Raw genomic sequence first — 14,495 nt, forward strand, 5'->3', positions numbered from 1 at the left:
GCCGCGTGCCGCTAACCCGGACGAATACGGATGTCCGGATTACGACCATCGTGCGCTGCGTGAGAGGACCGCCAACGCAAAGGTTGCTAAACGCATCGCCGCACGCCTTGTGCCACCAGGAGCATTTCAAATGAAAACGATTTTATCCGCGTTGATTGTGCTTGGACTATCGCTCGCCGCCACGCCCGCCTTGGCCGCCGACAACCGCAATGTTTCGGTCATCAACGAGACCGGCTATGCGATCAAGTTTTTGGGTTTCAATTCGCCCGATGACGGCCTCGACGAATGGGAGAACGAACTCGACAAGACCCTGAAGAACCAGGACACCGCCTACGTTGAATTCGATGAGGACGAGGACGAAGACGGCTGCGTTTGGAACATCAAGGTGGATTGGGCGAACTATGATGAATCGGTGCTCTGGAAGAACGTCAATCTGTGCAAATTCAACGTGCTCAGGCTGCGCTACGATTCCGGGACCAAGACGACGTCATTCATCGCGGAGTAATCGATTAGTCGAGTGATGCCGCCAAGATCGCGCGCAAAAATCGCGCGCTGGCGCAACGTGCACGAAACGCAGGCAGCATTGCTTACAAAATCGCCTTGCCCGAAACTGTTCGATAGGGCTGATTTCACGCGGGTCCTTGGCGCGACACCTGGGCAACCCCCAGCCTCGCACCATCTTTCCCATTCGCCCCCGCCGATCCTCAGGGACGGCGGGGGTTTCATTCTTGGAATCGCTGGAATCCGCACCGGGCGGCCAATGATACCGTGCCCCTTGGGCCAGCCCCCACGACCCGCCATCAACCCCTGCGACCCGTACATTTTGGAAGAGAATCGGCCATAACGCGTTGAACGTTCCTCCCGCTCACAATCGGAGCAGCGCACGCCATGAACCGAAACATGCATTGCCCGCATTTTCTTTGGAATAATGGGCCCCGCGCGGTGTTCCGGGCTCCGATGCTGCAATTTGTCATCTTCAAGCGCCGCCGGAACTTTTGCTGGCAAGTGCGCGATCAGAGCGGGAAAATGATTGCAGGCGGACGGGAGAAAACCCGGCCCGCCGCCCGATATCACGCGTATCGCGCCTTGTTCCTCGTGCTTTCCACCGGCTGGAAAGCGAACGATCTGCAACCGCATTAGGCAGGGCTCCTGCGGATCGCATCGCCTTGTCCCAAGGCAGCGTCCCGAGGTAACGCACAGCTAGCAGCCCCGACAGATCCCAGTGAACGTGCTGGTCTCAACCCGGCCGCGCGGGCGCACGGGCGGCCTCTTTGACCTTGCCTGGCGTGGAACGGTAATCCGTTGTGACGCACCCGCATAGGGCGGCACGAACACGCGCGAGCCCGAGGGCGACGCGTTGACCGAACCGGAGCCGGTGATCGGCACCATCGTGTTGGTGCCGGGCGGCGGAATCCGGGAGGCGTTTCCGATACCGCTGGGGTCGCCGACCACGCTGGGATTGGCCGGACCGTAAGGTATGCCGCTGATCGCGGAATTGCCCGCTCCGGCCGAGCCGGCGGGCGGCGGGAACTGCGCGAACGCGCTGCCGGGCAAGCTCAGGCTGACCAGCATTGCGAAGCCAACAAGCGCCGAATGGCCGGACATTGAATCTCCAGGGGAAAGCCGCGGACCCAACGTTTATGTGGGGCGCTCGTTCCCAAGGGTAAAGGTCGCGCCGTCATTTACCGGAGTAGGCATCTGTAAACGAATCAGACCTAATTTGGCGGCGATCACATCCGGAGATTCGGCGGCATGAACCAGCCCGTAATCCTTGATAATGATATCCGCGCCCTGCAGGAATGGCTGCGCTCGGCCTGGCAGCAACTGGCCGATCCCTCCCTCACCACCTTTACGCGCCGCGAACTGCGCAATCAGATGAAGCAATGCAGCGCCGACCTGCGAACCCAGCTTCAACTGGCGGCGGCGCGTCTGTCACAGCCGGTCAAGGACCAGCCCCGCACCCCCGGTAGGCCGGAGCTTCGCATCCTGACTTGACCCTCGAAGATTCCTTGGGGATCACGCGCCAACCGGCGGCGCGCCGTCGCGGGCCTGTGATCGGACGCGCGGATGGCACGGCGAAGTCGGCCAGGAAGCTGCCAATGACGAGAGTGACGGTTTTCGCGGCGGCCTTGTCCGCGCTGCTCGCGACGTCGGCATCGGCCCAAAGTCCGGCCCCCACGGCGTTCAAGGTGATCTCGCCGATCTTCGGTCAACTCGTCATGTTCAGCTTGCCTGCCAGTTTCACCACGGTGTTCGAGAACACCAAAGGGACGAACTATGTCCGCGAGGCTGTGCTGAAGGGCGAGACGGTCAAGAGCTGGACCCAGATGATCACGGTGACCGGCGCCAAGGGCGCTGCCGGCAACGCCGGGGTTTCGCCGGAGAGCTTTGCGGGCTCGATCGTCGGTGGGTTCAAGTCGGCCTGTCCCGACACCTTCGCAGCGCAAGGATTTGGCGCGACCAGATTCGGCGATCAAGATGCATATGTCGCGGTGGCAAGCTGCGGCCGGGTCGAAACCAGCGCCGACAAGCACAGCGAAACCACGCTCATCGTCGCCGTCAAAGGCAGCGCCGATTACTATACGGTGCAATGGGCCGAACGCGCGCCGGCGACAGGGCGAAGCGCAATTGACGAGACCAAATGGCTGGCGCGGTTGCGCCAATTGCAGCCGATTCGTGTCTGTCCGATCGTGCCCGGCGAGCCCGCGCCCTACCCGAGCTGCGCCAGCAGGAACTAACCGCGGCGCCGGCACGCCGACTTGCCCGGCGCGCCCTTTGCATTGATAACCCTGACTGTTGATAACCTGGCCTCGCCGACCCCGGCGGCGAGTCTGACGGCTGTGGTGTGCTATCCGCATATCGGCCTGACTAACGACGGACAGAACATATGCGGATCACCCTCGTCGGTTCCCGCCATTTCGGCGTGACGACCTTCACCATGCTGCGCGAACACGGGGTCGAAATCGCGAGGATCGTCGTCCACGATAACGAAGACCGGTTGGCAGCCGCAGCGAGGGCCGCTGGCGTTGAGGTCGTCGTGCAGGCCGACGCCAGATTCGTCACCGCGGCGGAAATCGCCCCCGACAGCGACCTGATCGTGACCGCCCACAGCCACGCCCGTATCACCCGGGAGGCGCTTGCCGCCGCCAAACTTGGCGGTATCGGCTATCACCCCTCGCTGCTGCCCCGGCACCGCGGCATCGCCGCGGTCGAATGGACCATCAAGGAAGGCGATCCGATCGCCGGCGGCACCATCTATCACCTCGCCGACCGGATGGACGCCGGCGCGATCGCGGCGCAGGAGTGGGTTTTCGTCAAGAAAGGCGAGACCGCACGCGAACTCTGGGAGCGCGCGCTGGCTCCCCTCGGCCAAAAGCTGCTCGGCGAAGTCATCGATTACGCCAGGATCCACAAGACCCTGCCAGCGAGACCCCAGGACGAGCAATTCGCCACCCTTGCGCCAAAGCTTTCCGACGCCAAGCACTGACCGAAACGGGGAATATCCGGCAGTTTCAGCCAGTTAAGCATCCCGGACCCGAATCATGACCCGAATAAGAGCCCATCGCGCATTTATCCGTTCCGAGGCCGGAACCGGATTCACCTTGATGTGTTTGAGTCCACAGGAACTTTCCGCGTTATTGCGGCGCACCAAAGTTTGAACACATTGTGACCGGATAACGCGCTCATCACACACAATTCGGGGAATTGATCCATGCGTTCCAACCGCATCAGCAAGCTGTTTTTGACTTCGTTTCTTGCCACCGCTGCCTTCGCGGCCGCTCCCGCCGCCGCCCAGCAGCCCTATGACGGGCTTTGGCAGGTTACCGTCGTCACCAAAACCGGCAGCTGCGATGCGCGCACCGCCTCAACCGTGACTGTCAGCGACGGCAAGGTAACTGGGTCCGGCGCTCCGGTTTCCGGCACCGTGAGTTCCGGGGGACTTGTGCGAGTCTCGATCAATGGTGCATATGCGAACGGTCAACTCAGTGGCAACTCCGGATCGGGGAAATGGAATGGGGCATCAGCTGGTGTACCGTGTAGCGGTCGATGGGAAGCGTCCCGTCAGTAAGACAAGCCGAACATCAGAATTCTTCGCCTACCCGCGGCGGCTGACATTTGCAGCCGTCGCGTTTTTTATGACTTCGCTTGCAGTCCCATCAAGTTATGCCCAGTCCTCCGGGCCTTACGCCGGCATGGCCGGCAAGTGGGCGGGCGGCGGCACCGTCACGCTGGACGACGGATCGAACGAACGCATCCGTTGCCGCGCGGTCTATGATGTTGCGGGCGCCAAGATGGACATGAGCCTCACCTGCGCGAGCGACGCCTACAGGTTCAATCTGACGGCCAACGTGGTCGACCAGGGCGGCGCGATTGTCGGGCAGTGGAGCGAAACCAGCCGCGGCATCACCGGTAGCCTGCAGGGCCGCGGCGGCGGCGGCAACTTCCAGGTCACGGCCGCCACCGTCGGCTTCAACGCCAACATCGCGCTCAAGACAGCCGGCAACAAGCAGTCCGTCAGCATCCGGGCCGACAGCCAGTTCCGCGCCGCCAACATTTCGCTTACGAAGTAAAACCGCAGCGGTCCGCCCGCCCTGCCCCGAATACCAAATCGCCCGCTGTGAAGAGCGGGCGATTTTCGTTGTGAGCGGTATTTGCGGTTACTAGCCGGTTTTGGGCGTCCCCAGCTTCGCAGCCGTCTCCTTGATGGTCTTTGCGATCAGCAGGGCCTGCTCCTTGTTGAAGGCAAAATCCTGCACCCCGTTATGGGTCGTGAGCGACAGCACCATGATGTCGGGTTGGGCTTCGGGCCAGCCGGTAGCGAAGGCCGTCACGAAGCTCGCTGAAGTCGATCGGGCTTCTGAAGTCGAGCGGTTGGTCATGGTCTATGTTTCCTGTGTTGTTCGAGCGCGCGCCAGAAGTCCAATTCAGGACTTGGGCACGTAAGCGGTGACTTCGAGTTCGACCTTGGCCCTGACATCGACGAGCCCGTCGATATAGAGCAGCGTCGATGGCGGGAAGTTGCGCCCGAGCGTTTCTTTCCAGGCCGCCCCAATCCCGGCGCCCGCCGCCTCATATTCGCTACGGCTGGTCAGGTACCAGGTCAGGCGTACGATGTGTTCGGGACCAGCCCCTGCCTCGCCGAGCAGCTTGATGATCCGCTTCAGCGCGGTGCCGACCTGGGCGGCCATGTCGGGGTGATAATCGCCCTTCTCGTCGCCGCCGGTCTGGCCGGCCAGCACGATCCACTTGCCGGGACCATCGACCTCGACACCATGTGAAAAGCCGCGGGGTTTCGACCATTCGGCCGGGTGTAGGATACGCATGGATAAGGTCCTCACAATTATGATCGTCATTCCGGGGCGCGAAGCGAACCCGGAATCTCGCGGTTCCGGGTTCGATGCTTCGCATCGCCCCGGAACGACAAGTAGCACCGATCCGGCGCTGCCTCCCACAGCGAAATTGGCGCCCGCGCATCGCTGCGTCCGCAGATTTGCACGTTGCAAATCGCCGAGCGCTCGCCGATACCCGCCTGCCCCTCTAAGTCAGCCCAACTCAGCCGCTAGCGCATGGACCACACACCTTCCAAATCACTGGCTGCACTGTGGATGTCGGGCTGGCTCGCCTTGATGCTGATCGTGGTGGTCGCCGGCCGCGAAGGCATGCGCGAGCTGAACGTGTTCCAGCTGATGGAAATGCGCACGATCATCGGCTTCTTTCTGCTGTATCCGATGATCCGAGCCAATGGCGGATTTGCCATCCTGAAAACCGCGCGGCTGCACATGCACATCTCGCGCAACCTCATTCACTACGGCGCGCAGCTCGGCTGGTTTTTCGCGCTGACGCTGATTCCGATCGGTCAGGTGGTGGCGATCGAATTCACGATGCCGATCTGGACCGCGATCCTGGCCGCGATGTTTCTCGGCGAGCGGATGACGGTCTGGAAGGTCGCGGCCATCGTGCTCGGCATCGTCGGCGTCATTGTCATCGTTCGCCCGGCGACCGGCGAGGTCAATCCCGGACAGTTGATTGCGCTGGGGGCCGCGGTCGGCTTCGGCATCTCGATCGCGATGGTCAAATCGCTGACCCGGACCGAACATTCGGTCGCGATCATCTTCTGGATGCTGGCGATACAATCTGTGGCCGGCTTTTTTCCCGCGCTCTACGTCTGGACGTGGCCGCCGGCTTACGCCTGGGGCTGGGTCGTCGTGATCGCTTTCTGCGGCACGTTCTCCCACTACTGCATGGCACGCGCGTTGCTGCATGCCGATGCGACTGTCGTGATCCCGATGGATTTCCTGCGGGTTCCCTTAACCGCCACCGCGGGCTGGCTGATCTATGCTGAGCGGCTCGACCTGTTCACCGTGCTCGGCGCGATCCTGATCCTGGCCGGCAATCTGCTGAACTTGCGCGCGATCAATCCGGTTCCCGCGCGGGCAGCAACTTGAATACGGATTTTACCCACCAAATTGTGATCTGGATCGCACGAGGTCTCGGGTAAATTTAATAGGTTAACAGCGAATCGCACGGCTCCAGGACCTGGGCAAGCTCCCCATTTTTCTGGCGCGGTGTGTGTTTTTTTCGTGTAGCCTGCGGCCAACGTTGCCGCCGAAATCTTTTTTCGATTCTGCCAGGGGGATTTTTCTGATGCGCTTCCCAACCCTTGTCCTTTCCCTGATCTGCATGGTCTTCACCGCCGGCGCCGCCAGCGCCGAAAGGCGGGTTGCCTTCGTGGTCGGGAACGGCACCTACAAGAACGTCGCCGCGTTACCCAATCCGTCGATCGACGCGAAGGCGATGGCGGCCGCCTTGCGCAACGTCGGTTTTGAAGTGGTGGAAGGCTCCAACCTGACCCGCGACAAGATGACGGAAAAGCTGCTCGACTTCGGCAAGAAGGCGCAGGGCGCCGACGTGGCCGTGTTCTTCTACGCCGGCCACGGCATCGCTATCGGCGGCACCAATTATCTGCTGCCGATCGACGCCGACATCAAATCGGAAATGGACGTCAAGCTCGGCGCAGCCATCAATATCGATCTCACGCTCGACCAGACCATGAGCGACGCCAAGGTCAAGCTGGTGCTGCTCGATGCCTGCCGCGACAATCCGTTCGCCGCCAAGATCAAGTCAAACGCGCCGTCGACCCGCAGCGTGTCGGTGCAGACGGGCCTTGCCGAAATGAAATCCGGCGAAGGCACGCTGATCGCGTTTGCGACCGGCCCCGGCCAGACCGCGCTTGACGGCAAGGAAGGCGGCAACAGCCCGTTCACGCGCGCGCTGCTCGCCAACCTCACCCAGCCCGGCGTCGAGCTTCAGCAGGCGATGACCAAGGTCCGCGCTCAGGTCCAGGAGGAAACCAACAAGGGTCAATTGCCCTGGGGTAACACCAATCTGACCGGTGCGGTTTACCTGAACGGTGCGCCCGCGCCTGCCGCGCCCGGAACCGCGCCGGCGGTGGCCGCTGCTGCACCGGGCAACGACGTCGAGCTCGAGTTCTGGCGCTCGATCAAGGATTCCAACAAGCCGGAAGAGCTCAACGCCTACGTGTCGAGCTATCCCAACGGTCAGTTCAAATCGCTGGCGCTGGCACGGATCGCCTCCCTTGAGAGCAAACCGGACAATGCCACGCGCAACCTGACCGCCGGCATCGATCCGGCGACGTTCAAGGACGAAGCGAACCAGACCACCGAGGACCAGATTGGCCTCGACAAGGGCCAGCGCCGCGACGTGCAGCGCCGCCTGAACGGTCTCGGCTTCGACACCAAGATGTCCGGTACCTTCGATGCACCGACCCGGGCCGTGATCACGCGATGGCAGGCCGCCCGCGGCTACCCCAAGAGCGGCTACCTCAACAGGCTGCAGCACAAGGCCCTGTTGACCGAGATCGTGGCGGCACCGCCGACCGCAAGCGCCAGCGACGAGGAAAAGCCGCGCCGCCGCGCCAACAGCGGCGGCGGCGGCGGTGGCCAGCCCCAACCGCAGCGTCAGCACAGCGGCGGCGGCGGCCCGGATCCGGCCGGTGCCGGCCGGTTCATCGGCGGCGTCGTTGGCGGCATGCTGCGCTAGGCGCTCAAAGACAATTCACGGCAAAAAGCCCGGGACCATCCCGGGCTTTTTCATTCAGAGCTGGGGTTGGACAGCCCCAGGCAGTCCGCGTGGCCGTCGGCAAGCTTGACGAATTTGTCGCCGCCCGACGTCAGCCGGCACATCTCCACTTCCTTGCCCGCGGGCACCGACTTGGCACAGGTGATCTGCGGATTGTTGTCGTATTTGGTGGTCGAGAATCTGCACGTCACGATGCAGGAAGCGTGGCTGGCGAGCGGGTTCGTCATCGCGATGCTGGCGATCTCCTCGCCCGGCAGGATCGTGCAGGTGAACGGCGCCTGATCCGCCCTCGCCGGATCGGCGAGGCAGCCGCCGATCGCCAATCCGAAGCAGCTCAGGACAACCAGCCGGAATCGGGCCAGGACGGGACGCATTCGCGCGTATCTGTTTCGAGGGGCTATTTGCCGGCGGCCTTGCGCAACGCCGCGTTGATCCGGTCCTGCCAGCCGGCGCCGCCTTCCTGGAAATATTCGAGCACATCCTGGTCGATGCGCAGCGACACCAGTTCCTTCACGCCGGGAAGCGCCGCCTGTTTCGGTGGCGCCTCCACCACCTTGGTGGTGGTGCGCTTGAACGCCGCCTCGGCCTCGCTGCGGGCGTCGTTCAGGGTCCTCGGCCGTCTCGGCTGGTCCGCCATCGCTAAATTCCTTCAAACAATACGGTCGACAGATAACGTTCGGAGAATGACGGCACAATGGCGAGGATGGTCTTGCCGGCGGCCTCCGGACGCTTGCCGATCTCAAGCGCGGCGGCGATCGCCGCGCCCGAGGAGATGCCGCCCGGAATGCCTTCGTTGCGCGCCAGCGCGCGCGACATCTCGATCGCGGTCGCCGAGTTGATCTTGACGATCTCGTCGATCACGGAACGATCCAGAATGTCCGGAATGAAGCCGGCGCCGATGCCCTGGATCTTGTGCGGCGTATGCTGTCCGCCCGACAGCACCGGGCTTTCCTCGGGCTCGACGGCGATCACCCGCAGCGAAGGCTTGCGCGGCTTCAGCACCTGGCCGACGCCGGTGATGGTGCCGCCGGTTCCAACGCCAGCGACAAAGAAATCGATATTGCCGCCGGTGTCGTTCCAGATTTCCTCCGCGGTGGTGCGGCGGTGAATTTCGGGATTGGCGAGGTTCTTGAACTGCTGTGGCATCACGGCGTTCGGCGTCGTGCGCACCAGCTCTTCGGCGGTCGCGATCGAGCCCTTCATGCCCTGCGCCGCCGGCGTCAGCACGATCTCGGCGCCGAGGAAGGCCAGCATCTTGCGCCGCTCGATCGACATCGATTCCGGCATCACCAGTTTCAACCGGTAGCCGCGTGAGGCCGCAACGAATGCCAGCGCAATGCCGGTATTACCCGAGGTCGGCTCGATCAGCACGGTGTCGGCGTTGATCACGCCGGCCTTCTCCATCGCGATCACCATCGCCGCGCCGATGCGGTCTTTGACGCTTGCCGCCGGGTTGAAATATTCAAGTTTAGCTAAAATGGTAGCGCTGACACCGTGGGCTTGCGGCAGTTTGCGCAAGCGGACGATCGGCGTGTCGCCGACGGCATCGACGATGCTGTCGAACACCCTGCCCCTCCCGGGACGGTGCACTGCACCCGCGGCTGACGATGCCTCCATCACAACGCTCCTATAGTGATTTATGCCCGGAATTCGGGGCTCTCTTACTTAGGAGGTGGCCGAGCTGATGCGCAAGTCCGAAACGTCAGAGTCAAAATTCGCTGCATCGCAAAATCGAAAGTTCGCCGATAACGTCGTTCCAACGCATTTGTGTTGCGACAACGTCAAATAAATCGGTTTATACTTTCGTCGTGAGTTGAGCTTCCGCTTCAGATCGCCAGGAGGTCACGATGCCAGCAGTTGCTGAAGTCCTGTCCGTCGCGTCTAGGCCCGACCCGCGTGGCTGTGATTTACCGACCTGCCCGGTGTGTGCGGACTCCATGGTGGCGGCAGAAGCTTCCGCCTACATGTATGACAACGTCATCGGTTATCTCTGGACCTGTGACACCTGCGGTTACGGCTTCGTGACCAAGCATTCGATCCGGAGGTTCGCCTGTAACTGAGATCCATTACCTCGGAGCAATGTCACCGCGCGCCCATCCGGCGCGCGTTTGTTTTTTGAACGCTTGAAAGCTGCCGTCGCCGATCGCGTCCCGCATGCCCTGCATCAGGCTCTGATAGTACGCGATATTGATTTCCGACAGCAGCATCGCGCCCAGCGTCTCTCCTGATCGCACCAGATGATGCAGGTAGGCGCGCGAGTATTCGCGCGTCGCCGGCCACGTGCTCTCCTCGTCCAGCGGCCTCGGATCGTCGGCATGGCGGGCATTGCGCAGATTGATCTGGCCGAAGCGCGTAAATGCCATGCCGTGCCGGCCGTTACGGGTCGGCATCACGCAGTCGAACATGTCGATGCCGCGCGCTACCGCCTCCAGCAGATCCTCGGGCGTGCCGACGCCCATCAGATACCGCGGCCGATCTTGCGGCAGCCGGGGCGCGGTCTCCTCGATCATGGCAAGCATCACCGCCTGGGGTTCGCCGACCGCAAGGCCGCCGATCGCGTAGCCGTGGAACCCGATCTCGACCAGCCCGCGCGCGCTGGTGTGGCGCAGTTCGGGCACGTCGCCGCCCTGCACGATGCCGAACAGCATGTAGCCGGGAGGCGCGCTCTCGAAGGCGAGTTTTGAGCGCTCGGCCCAGCGCAACGAGAGCTGCATCGCGCGTTCGATGTCGGCGCGTTCAGTCGGCAGCCGCACGCATTCGTCCATCTGCATGGCGATATCGGAGCCGAGCAGCCGCTGCACCTCGATCGATCGTTCCGGCGACAGTTCGACTTTGGCGCCGTCGATATGCGAGCGAAAGGTCACGGCGTGCTCGGTCACCTTGCGCAGCTCCGAAAGCGACATCACCTGGAAGCCGCCGGAATCGGTCAGCATCGGCCCCTGCCAGCCGGTGAACTTCTGCAAGCCGCCAAGGGCTGCGATCCGCTCGGCCCCCGGCCGCAGCATCAGATGGTAGGTATTGCCGAGCACGATATCGGCGCCGGCATCGCGCACCTCGCGCCAGTGCATGCCCTTCATCGCGCCCGCGGTGCCGACCGGCATGAAGGCCGGCGTCCGCACCACGCCGTGGGGGGTGGAGAGCCGGCCGAGCCGGGCCTGGCCGCAGGTGATGAGCAGCTCGAAATGATTGGGAACGTCCATGGGTGAGCTTATGGCGTAACAGGCGCGCCCTGTTCAACAGGCCATTAGGCCTCTTTTTCCCTCCAAAACCCGTTGACGACGACAAAAGTCTCCCGCATAAGTCGGCGCCATGAACGCGACCACCAAACGTACCGCGAAAACCAAAGCACCCTTGGGGGGCTCGGGAGCCGTGCGCGCGTAGTCGAACGATCGCATCATCTGAACCGAAGCCCCGCCTGAAAAGGACCGGGGCTTTTTTATTGCCTGCAGCACACTCTAACCAAAGGAAGACGAACGTGAGCAACGATCCTGTAGTGGCCATTGTCGGCGTGACCGGCGCCGTCGGGGCCGAATTCATCGCCACCATGGACAAGCGCAATTTCCGCGTCGGCAAGCTGAAGGCGCTGGCGAGCGCGCGCTCGGCCGGCCAGACCATTAACTTCCGCGGCGAGCAGGTGGTGATCGAAGAGCTCACCCCACACTCCTTCCACGGCGTCGACATCGCCCTGTTCTCGGCCGGAGGCAGCATTTCGAAGAAGTATGCGCCGATCGCGGTGAAGTCGGGCGCCGTCGTGGTCGACAATTCGTCCGCCTTCCGGATGGACCCGGACGTGCCGCTGGTCATTCCCGAGATCAACGCCGGCCGCATCCGCGACCACAAGGGCATCATCGCCAACCCCAACTGCTCGGCGATCACGGCGCTGGTGCCGCTGTGGCCGATCCACAGCCAGAACCGCATCAAGCGCATGATCATCTCGACCTATCAGGCCGCCAGCGGCGCCGGTGCGGCGGCGATGGAGGAACTGAAGGAATCGACCCGCGCCAGCCTCGAGGGGCGGCCGTTTACGCCGAAGGTGATCCCGCTCCCCTACGCCTTCAACGTGTTCAGCCACAACACCGCGATCGATCCTGCGACCGGCTACAACGACGAAGAAACCAAGGTCATCAAGGAGACCCGCAAGATCTTCGAGGACGAGAAGATCGCGATCGGCGTCACCTGCGTCCGGGTGCCGGTGCTGCGCGCGCATTGCGAGGCCATCACTTTCGAATGCGAGCGCCCGATCTCGGAGGACGAGGTGCGCGCGATCCTGTCGAAGGCGCCGGGTGTCAGAGTCGTCGATGATCGGGCGAAGAACTACTTCCCGATGCCGATCGACGCGTCAGGCCAGGACGACGTGCTGGTCGGCCGCATCCGCAAGGATCTCAGCGATCCCACAGGCCACTCGATCGCGATGTTCGTCTCGGCGGACCAGCTGTTGAAGGGCGCCGCGCTGAACGCGGTCCAGATTGCGGAGCTGCTGCCGCAGCGCGCGATGGCGTGAGGTGAACGCGTGGGGTAGGCTAGACGTCGCTGACCAACCCCACGCTTCGCGCATCATTTTATGCGGCGAAGCATGCTCGCTCTTGTTCGCGAGGAGATCGCTGATGATACGGCTTTATTACTATCCCGGATTCATCAGCCTCGTTCCGCATGTGTTGCTGGAAGAAATCGGGGCTCCGTACCAACTCGTCTTTGTCAATCTAAGCGGCGGCGCGCACAAGGGACCCTATCATCTCCGACTGAATCCAAATGGTTTGATCCCGGTCCTCGTGCAGGATGACCTGGTCTTGTACGAATCCGCAGCCATCTGCCTGCATTTGGTCGATACTCATCCGGGCTGTGAGCTGGCTCCGGCCATAGGGACTGGCGAACGCGCGCACTTTTATAAGTGGCTGATGTGGTCCTCAAGTACGTTACAGCCTGCGTTGTCGATGTATTTGCATCCCCATAAATGGGCCAACGATCCAGCCATGTTTCCCGAGTTGCGAGCGTGTGCCGAACAGAAGGTGTATGGCTTATTCGATATGCTCGACAGTGCGCTCGAATTTCACGGTGGCCCGTGGCTGTTGGGTGATACTTACTCGGCAGTTGACGCTTGTGCGCTTACCCTGTGTCGATGGTCACGCGGAATGCCGCGTCCGGGAGCAAGCTGGGCCCATATCGGTCCGTACTTGAATCGCATTCTGGCCAGACCGGCGGTTCAACACGCGCTGCAACAGGAGCATTTGCCAGAACCCTGGATTTGACCGGTCGCGTGCCGTCGAGCTGAAGCGCCTTCGTTGTGTCGCCGGGAATGAAAAATTCCTGACATCGATGAAGGGCGCCGCCGCGCCTGCTGGCTTCACGGCGAATCGTTGGTTAAGTTCGCGATCGCTACCGAACTTGAAGGCTAACGATGCCGAAGCGAAGCTGGGCGTATCTCCTCGGGCTGGTCTTGATCTGCGCGATAGCCGGATCGTGGTACTATTATTACAAGAGCAAGTGCCACGGCATGGATGAATGCGCCGCTCAAGCCGCCGAAGGTCGGGAGCGGGACAAGCCGAGCGAGCCGCGTTGATCGACCTAGGAAAGGCCGACAGACCGCCGTTGTAGCGCGTTTCCTGCCCCCCTAGCACCCGACAGCGCACATGTGTTGGTGGGTACGCTGCGTTCTGGCCACCCGCGCCCTGCGCGAATATGCCCATAAACCCAGCCTGCCTTTTGCTTTCAAATACCCAGGCCGCGTAGTAGCGTTCGCCCTGGTCCCCCGGCGACAGGACGTGTCACCGGGGGATAGTCGTCAAAGCGGGGCTGATTTGCTGTTTCCGACCGATCTCGCATCGTTTCTCGATCAGATACGCCAGCACGGCGATGCGGCCTACAGCCTCATGTTTGCTTATGCGGCCTCGCACAGCCTGCTGCTAACGCTGTTCGCGGGCTACGCCGCGCACGCGGGCGCACTGAATTTCGTCACGCTGATCATGGTTTGCTGGCTCGGCACCTTCACCGGTGACGTGATCCGGTTCTGGATCGGGCGGCGTTATGGCACACGCTGGCTCGGATCCTTTCCGAGGCTGGAACGTGCCGTCCAGATCGCAGCCCGGCTGGCCGACCGTCACTATGCCTGGATGATCCTGTTCCATCGGTTTCCGCACGGCATTCGCGGTGTCGCCGGGTTCGCATACGGGATATCGCAACTGCCCTGGTCCACTTTCCTGGCGTTCAATTTCGTCGCGGCGGGCCTGTGGTCCTGCACGGTGGTCTCGGCCGGCTACGCTTTTGGTCAGGTCTCGGAGAAAATGATGAGCGATGCTTCCTCCGGCATGGCTTTCGCGCTGCTGGTCGTGTTCCTCGGCCTGTCCTGGTTCTTGAGCAAGAAGCTCGAACGCGCCGTCGAACGAAACTAGCAGGCGCGT

21 protein-coding genes are annotated in these 14,495 nt (G+C 62.4%); 14 read left to right on the forward strand and 7 right to left on the reverse strand.

What is annotated here, in order from left to right:
• Positions 1–130: 130 nt before the first annotated feature.
• Both JQ575_RS33135 and JQ575_RS33140 read left to right on the forward strand, forming a co-directional pair.
• Complete coding sequence (locus JQ575_RS33135; protein ID WP_212037376.1) at positions 131–505, forward strand: hypothetical protein; 375 nt, start codon at positions 131–133, stop codon at positions 503–505.
• Positions 506–888: 383 nt separating this feature from the next.
• Positions 889–1,140, forward strand: coding sequence for a hypothetical protein (locus JQ575_RS33140; RefSeq protein ID WP_249167068.1), 252 nt, complete (start codon positions 889–891; stop codon positions 1,138–1,140).
• 60 nt (positions 1,141–1,200) lie between these two features.
• Here JQ575_RS33140 and JQ575_RS33145 read toward each other — a convergent pair whose 3' ends face one another.
• A complete protein-coding gene (locus JQ575_RS33145) occupies positions 1,201–1,605 on the reverse strand; it encodes a hypothetical protein (RefSeq protein ID WP_212037377.1) in 405 nt (134 codons plus the stop codon).
• Between the two features lie 147 nt (positions 1,606–1,752).
• On the opposite strand from JQ575_RS33145, the gene JQ575_RS33150 reads away from it, so the two are divergent.
• The 5 genes from JQ575_RS33150 to JQ575_RS33170 all read left to right on the forward strand — a co-directional run bounded on the left by JQ575_RS33150 (position 1,753) and on the right by JQ575_RS33170 (position 4,571).
• Positions 1,753–1,995 carry a hypothetical protein gene (locus JQ575_RS33150; RefSeq protein ID WP_249167069.1) on the forward strand — a complete coding sequence of 81 codons (243 nt, stop codon included), beginning with the start codon at positions 1,753–1,755 and terminating at the stop codon, positions 1,993–1,995.
• Between the two features lie 104 nt (positions 1,996–2,099).
• Positions 2,100–2,738, forward strand: a complete 639-nt coding sequence (locus JQ575_RS33155; protein WP_212037378.1) for a hypothetical protein — start codon at positions 2,100–2,102, stop codon at positions 2,736–2,738.
• Between the two features lie 149 nt (positions 2,739–2,887).
• On the forward strand, positions 2,888–3,487 hold the full coding sequence (locus JQ575_RS33160; protein WP_212037379.1) for a formyltransferase family protein: 600 nt from the start codon (positions 2,888–2,890) through the stop codon (positions 3,485–3,487).
• 225 nt (positions 3,488–3,712) lie between these two features.
• Positions 3,713–4,069: a hypothetical protein gene (locus JQ575_RS33165; RefSeq protein WP_212037380.1), complete on the forward strand. Its 357-nt coding sequence runs from the start codon at positions 3,713–3,715 to the stop codon at positions 4,067–4,069.
• Positions 4,070–4,136: 67 nt separating this feature from the next.
• A complete protein-coding gene (locus JQ575_RS33170) occupies positions 4,137–4,571 on the forward strand; it encodes a hypothetical protein (RefSeq protein WP_212037381.1) in 435 nt (144 codons plus the stop codon).
• 90 nt (positions 4,572–4,661) lie between these two features.
• Here the strand turns inward: JQ575_RS33170 and JQ575_RS33175 are convergent, their stop codons facing one another.
• Both JQ575_RS33175 and JQ575_RS33180 read right to left on the reverse strand, forming a co-directional pair.
• The gene (locus tag JQ575_RS33175; protein WP_212037382.1) at positions 4,662–4,880 is read right to left on the reverse strand and encodes a hypothetical protein; all 219 of its coding nucleotides are present in this window, start codon (positions 4,878–4,880) and stop codon (positions 4,662–4,664) included.
• 45 nt (positions 4,881–4,925) lie between these two features.
• Positions 4,926–5,324 (reverse strand): RidA family protein, encoded by a 399-nt coding sequence (locus JQ575_RS33180; RefSeq protein WP_212037383.1) that lies wholly within the window; start codon positions 5,322–5,324, stop codon positions 4,926–4,928.
• Positions 5,325–5,567: 243 nt separating this feature from the next.
• Here JQ575_RS33180 and JQ575_RS33185 point away from each other — a divergent pair, with 243 nt between their 5' ends.
• Both JQ575_RS33185 and JQ575_RS33190 read left to right on the forward strand, forming a co-directional pair.
• Positions 5,568–6,446 (forward strand): DMT family transporter, encoded by an 879-nt coding sequence (locus tag JQ575_RS33185; protein WP_212037384.1) that lies wholly within the window; start codon positions 5,568–5,570, stop codon positions 6,444–6,446.
• A 199-nt stretch (positions 6,447–6,645) separates the two neighbouring features.
• Positions 6,646–8,061, forward strand: a complete 1,416-nt coding sequence (locus JQ575_RS33190) for a caspase family protein (protein WP_212037385.1) — start codon at positions 6,646–6,648, stop codon at positions 8,059–8,061.
• Positions 8,062–8,111: 50 nt separating this feature from the next.
• On the opposite strand, the gene JQ575_RS33195 is transcribed toward JQ575_RS33190, so the two are convergent.
• Genes JQ575_RS33195 through cysK form a run of 3 tightly spaced genes read right to left on the reverse strand, consistent with a single transcriptional unit; the run spans position 8,112 to position 9,717 of the window.
• A complete protein-coding gene (locus JQ575_RS33195) occupies positions 8,112–8,474 on the reverse strand; it encodes a hypothetical protein (RefSeq protein WP_249167070.1) in 363 nt (120 codons plus the stop codon).
• Between the two features lie 23 nt (positions 8,475–8,497).
• Complete coding sequence (locus JQ575_RS33200; RefSeq protein WP_212037386.1) at positions 8,498–8,737, reverse strand: BrnA antitoxin family protein; 240 nt, start codon at positions 8,735–8,737, stop codon at positions 8,498–8,500.
• 2 nt (positions 8,738–8,739) lie between these two features.
• The gene (cysK, locus tag JQ575_RS33205; protein ID WP_212037387.1) at positions 8,740–9,717 is read right to left on the reverse strand and encodes a cysteine synthase A; all 978 of its coding nucleotides are present in this window, start codon (positions 9,715–9,717) and stop codon (positions 8,740–8,742) included.
• Between the two features lie 230 nt (positions 9,718–9,947).
• Between cysK and JQ575_RS33210 the strand changes: the two genes are divergently transcribed.
• Positions 9,948–10,160, forward strand: coding sequence for a hypothetical protein (locus JQ575_RS33210; protein WP_192736088.1), 213 nt, complete (start codon positions 9,948–9,950; stop codon positions 10,158–10,160).
• 6 nt (positions 10,161–10,166) lie between these two features.
• On the opposite strand, the gene tgt is transcribed toward JQ575_RS33210, so the two are convergent.
• Complete coding sequence (gene tgt, locus JQ575_RS33215; RefSeq protein ID WP_212037388.1) at positions 10,167–11,300, reverse strand: tRNA guanosine(34) transglycosylase Tgt; 1,134 nt, start codon at positions 11,298–11,300, stop codon at positions 10,167–10,169.
• Positions 11,301–11,575: 275 nt separating this feature from the next.
• On the opposite strand from tgt, the gene JQ575_RS33220 reads away from it, so the two are divergent.
• The 4 genes from JQ575_RS33220 to JQ575_RS33235 all read left to right on the forward strand — a co-directional run bounded on the left by JQ575_RS33220 (position 11,576) and on the right by JQ575_RS33235 (position 14,486).
• Complete coding sequence (locus JQ575_RS33220; protein ID WP_212037389.1) at positions 11,576–12,601, forward strand: aspartate-semialdehyde dehydrogenase; 1,026 nt, start codon at positions 11,576–11,578, stop codon at positions 12,599–12,601.
• Between the two features lie 103 nt (positions 12,602–12,704).
• The gene (locus tag JQ575_RS33225; RefSeq protein ID WP_212037390.1) at positions 12,705–13,346 is read left to right on the forward strand and encodes a glutathione S-transferase family protein; all 642 of its coding nucleotides are present in this window, start codon (positions 12,705–12,707) and stop codon (positions 13,344–13,346) included.
• Positions 13,347–13,495: 149 nt separating this feature from the next.
• Complete coding sequence (locus JQ575_RS33230; RefSeq protein WP_212037391.1) at positions 13,496–13,657, forward strand: hypothetical protein; 162 nt, start codon at positions 13,496–13,498, stop codon at positions 13,655–13,657.
• 238 nt (positions 13,658–13,895) lie between these two features.
• Complete coding sequence (locus tag JQ575_RS33235; protein ID WP_212037392.1) at positions 13,896–14,486, forward strand: DedA family protein; 591 nt, start codon at positions 13,896–13,898, stop codon at positions 14,484–14,486.
• The last annotated feature ends 9 nt before the right edge of the window (positions 14,487–14,495 follow it).

Origin of the sequence: Bradyrhizobium sp. JYMT SZCCT0428 (assembly GCF_018131075.1) — a bacterium.
Classification (GTDB): Bacteria; Pseudomonadota; Alphaproteobacteria; order Rhizobiales; family Xanthobacteraceae; genus Bradyrhizobium.

Excerpts from the sequence above, each read along its gene's own strand:
- JQ575_RS33135 (WP_212037376.1), top strand. The coding sequence starts at position 131 with ATGAAAACGATTTTATCCGCGTTGATTGTGCTTGGACTATCGCTCGCC.
- JQ575_RS33140 (WP_249167068.1), top strand. The coding sequence starts at position 889 with ATGAACCGAAACATGCATTGCCCGCATTTTCTTTGGAATAATGGGCCC.
- JQ575_RS33145 (WP_212037377.1), bottom strand. The coding sequence starts at position 1,605 with ATGTCCGGCCATTCGGCGCTTGTTGGCTTCGCAATGCTGGTCAGCCTG.
- JQ575_RS33150 (WP_249167069.1), top strand. The coding sequence starts at position 1,753 with ATGAACCAGCCCGTAATCCTTGATAATGATATCCGCGCCCTGCAGGAA.
- JQ575_RS33155 (WP_212037378.1), top strand. The coding sequence starts at position 2,100 with ATGACGAGAGTGACGGTTTTCGCGGCGGCCTTGTCCGCGCTGCTCGCG.
- JQ575_RS33160 (WP_212037379.1), top strand. The coding sequence starts at position 2,888 with ATGCGGATCACCCTCGTCGGTTCCCGCCATTTCGGCGTGACGACCTTC.
- JQ575_RS33165 (WP_212037380.1), top strand. The coding sequence starts at position 3,713 with ATGCGTTCCAACCGCATCAGCAAGCTGTTTTTGACTTCGTTTCTTGCC.
- JQ575_RS33170 (WP_212037381.1), top strand. The coding sequence starts at position 4,137 with ATGACTTCGCTTGCAGTCCCATCAAGTTATGCCCAGTCCTCCGGGCCT.
- JQ575_RS33175 (WP_212037382.1), bottom strand. The coding sequence starts at position 4,880 with ATGACCAACCGCTCGACTTCAGAAGCCCGATCGACTTCAGCGAGCTTC.
- JQ575_RS33180 (WP_212037383.1), bottom strand. The coding sequence starts at position 5,324 with ATGCGTATCCTACACCCGGCCGAATGGTCGAAACCCCGCGGCTTTTCA.
- JQ575_RS33185 (WP_212037384.1), top strand. The coding sequence starts at position 5,568 with ATGGACCACACACCTTCCAAATCACTGGCTGCACTGTGGATGTCGGGC.
- JQ575_RS33190 (WP_212037385.1), top strand. The coding sequence starts at position 6,646 with ATGCGCTTCCCAACCCTTGTCCTTTCCCTGATCTGCATGGTCTTCACC.
- JQ575_RS33195 (WP_249167070.1), bottom strand. The coding sequence starts at position 8,474 with ATGCGTCCCGTCCTGGCCCGATTCCGGCTGGTTGTCCTGAGCTGCTTC.
- JQ575_RS33200 (WP_212037386.1), bottom strand. The coding sequence starts at position 8,737 with ATGGCGGACCAGCCGAGACGGCCGAGGACCCTGAACGACGCCCGCAGC.
- cysK (WP_212037387.1), bottom strand. The coding sequence starts at position 9,717 with ATGGAGGCATCGTCAGCCGCGGGTGCAGTGCACCGTCCCGGGAGGGGC.
- JQ575_RS33210 (WP_192736088.1), top strand. The coding sequence starts at position 9,948 with ATGCCAGCAGTTGCTGAAGTCCTGTCCGTCGCGTCTAGGCCCGACCCG.
- tgt (WP_212037388.1), bottom strand. The coding sequence starts at position 11,300 with ATGGACGTTCCCAATCATTTCGAGCTGCTCATCACCTGCGGCCAGGCC.
- JQ575_RS33225 (WP_212037390.1), top strand. The coding sequence starts at position 12,705 with ATGATACGGCTTTATTACTATCCCGGATTCATCAGCCTCGTTCCGCAT.
- JQ575_RS33230 (WP_212037391.1), top strand. The coding sequence starts at position 13,496 with ATGCCGAAGCGAAGCTGGGCGTATCTCCTCGGGCTGGTCTTGATCTGC.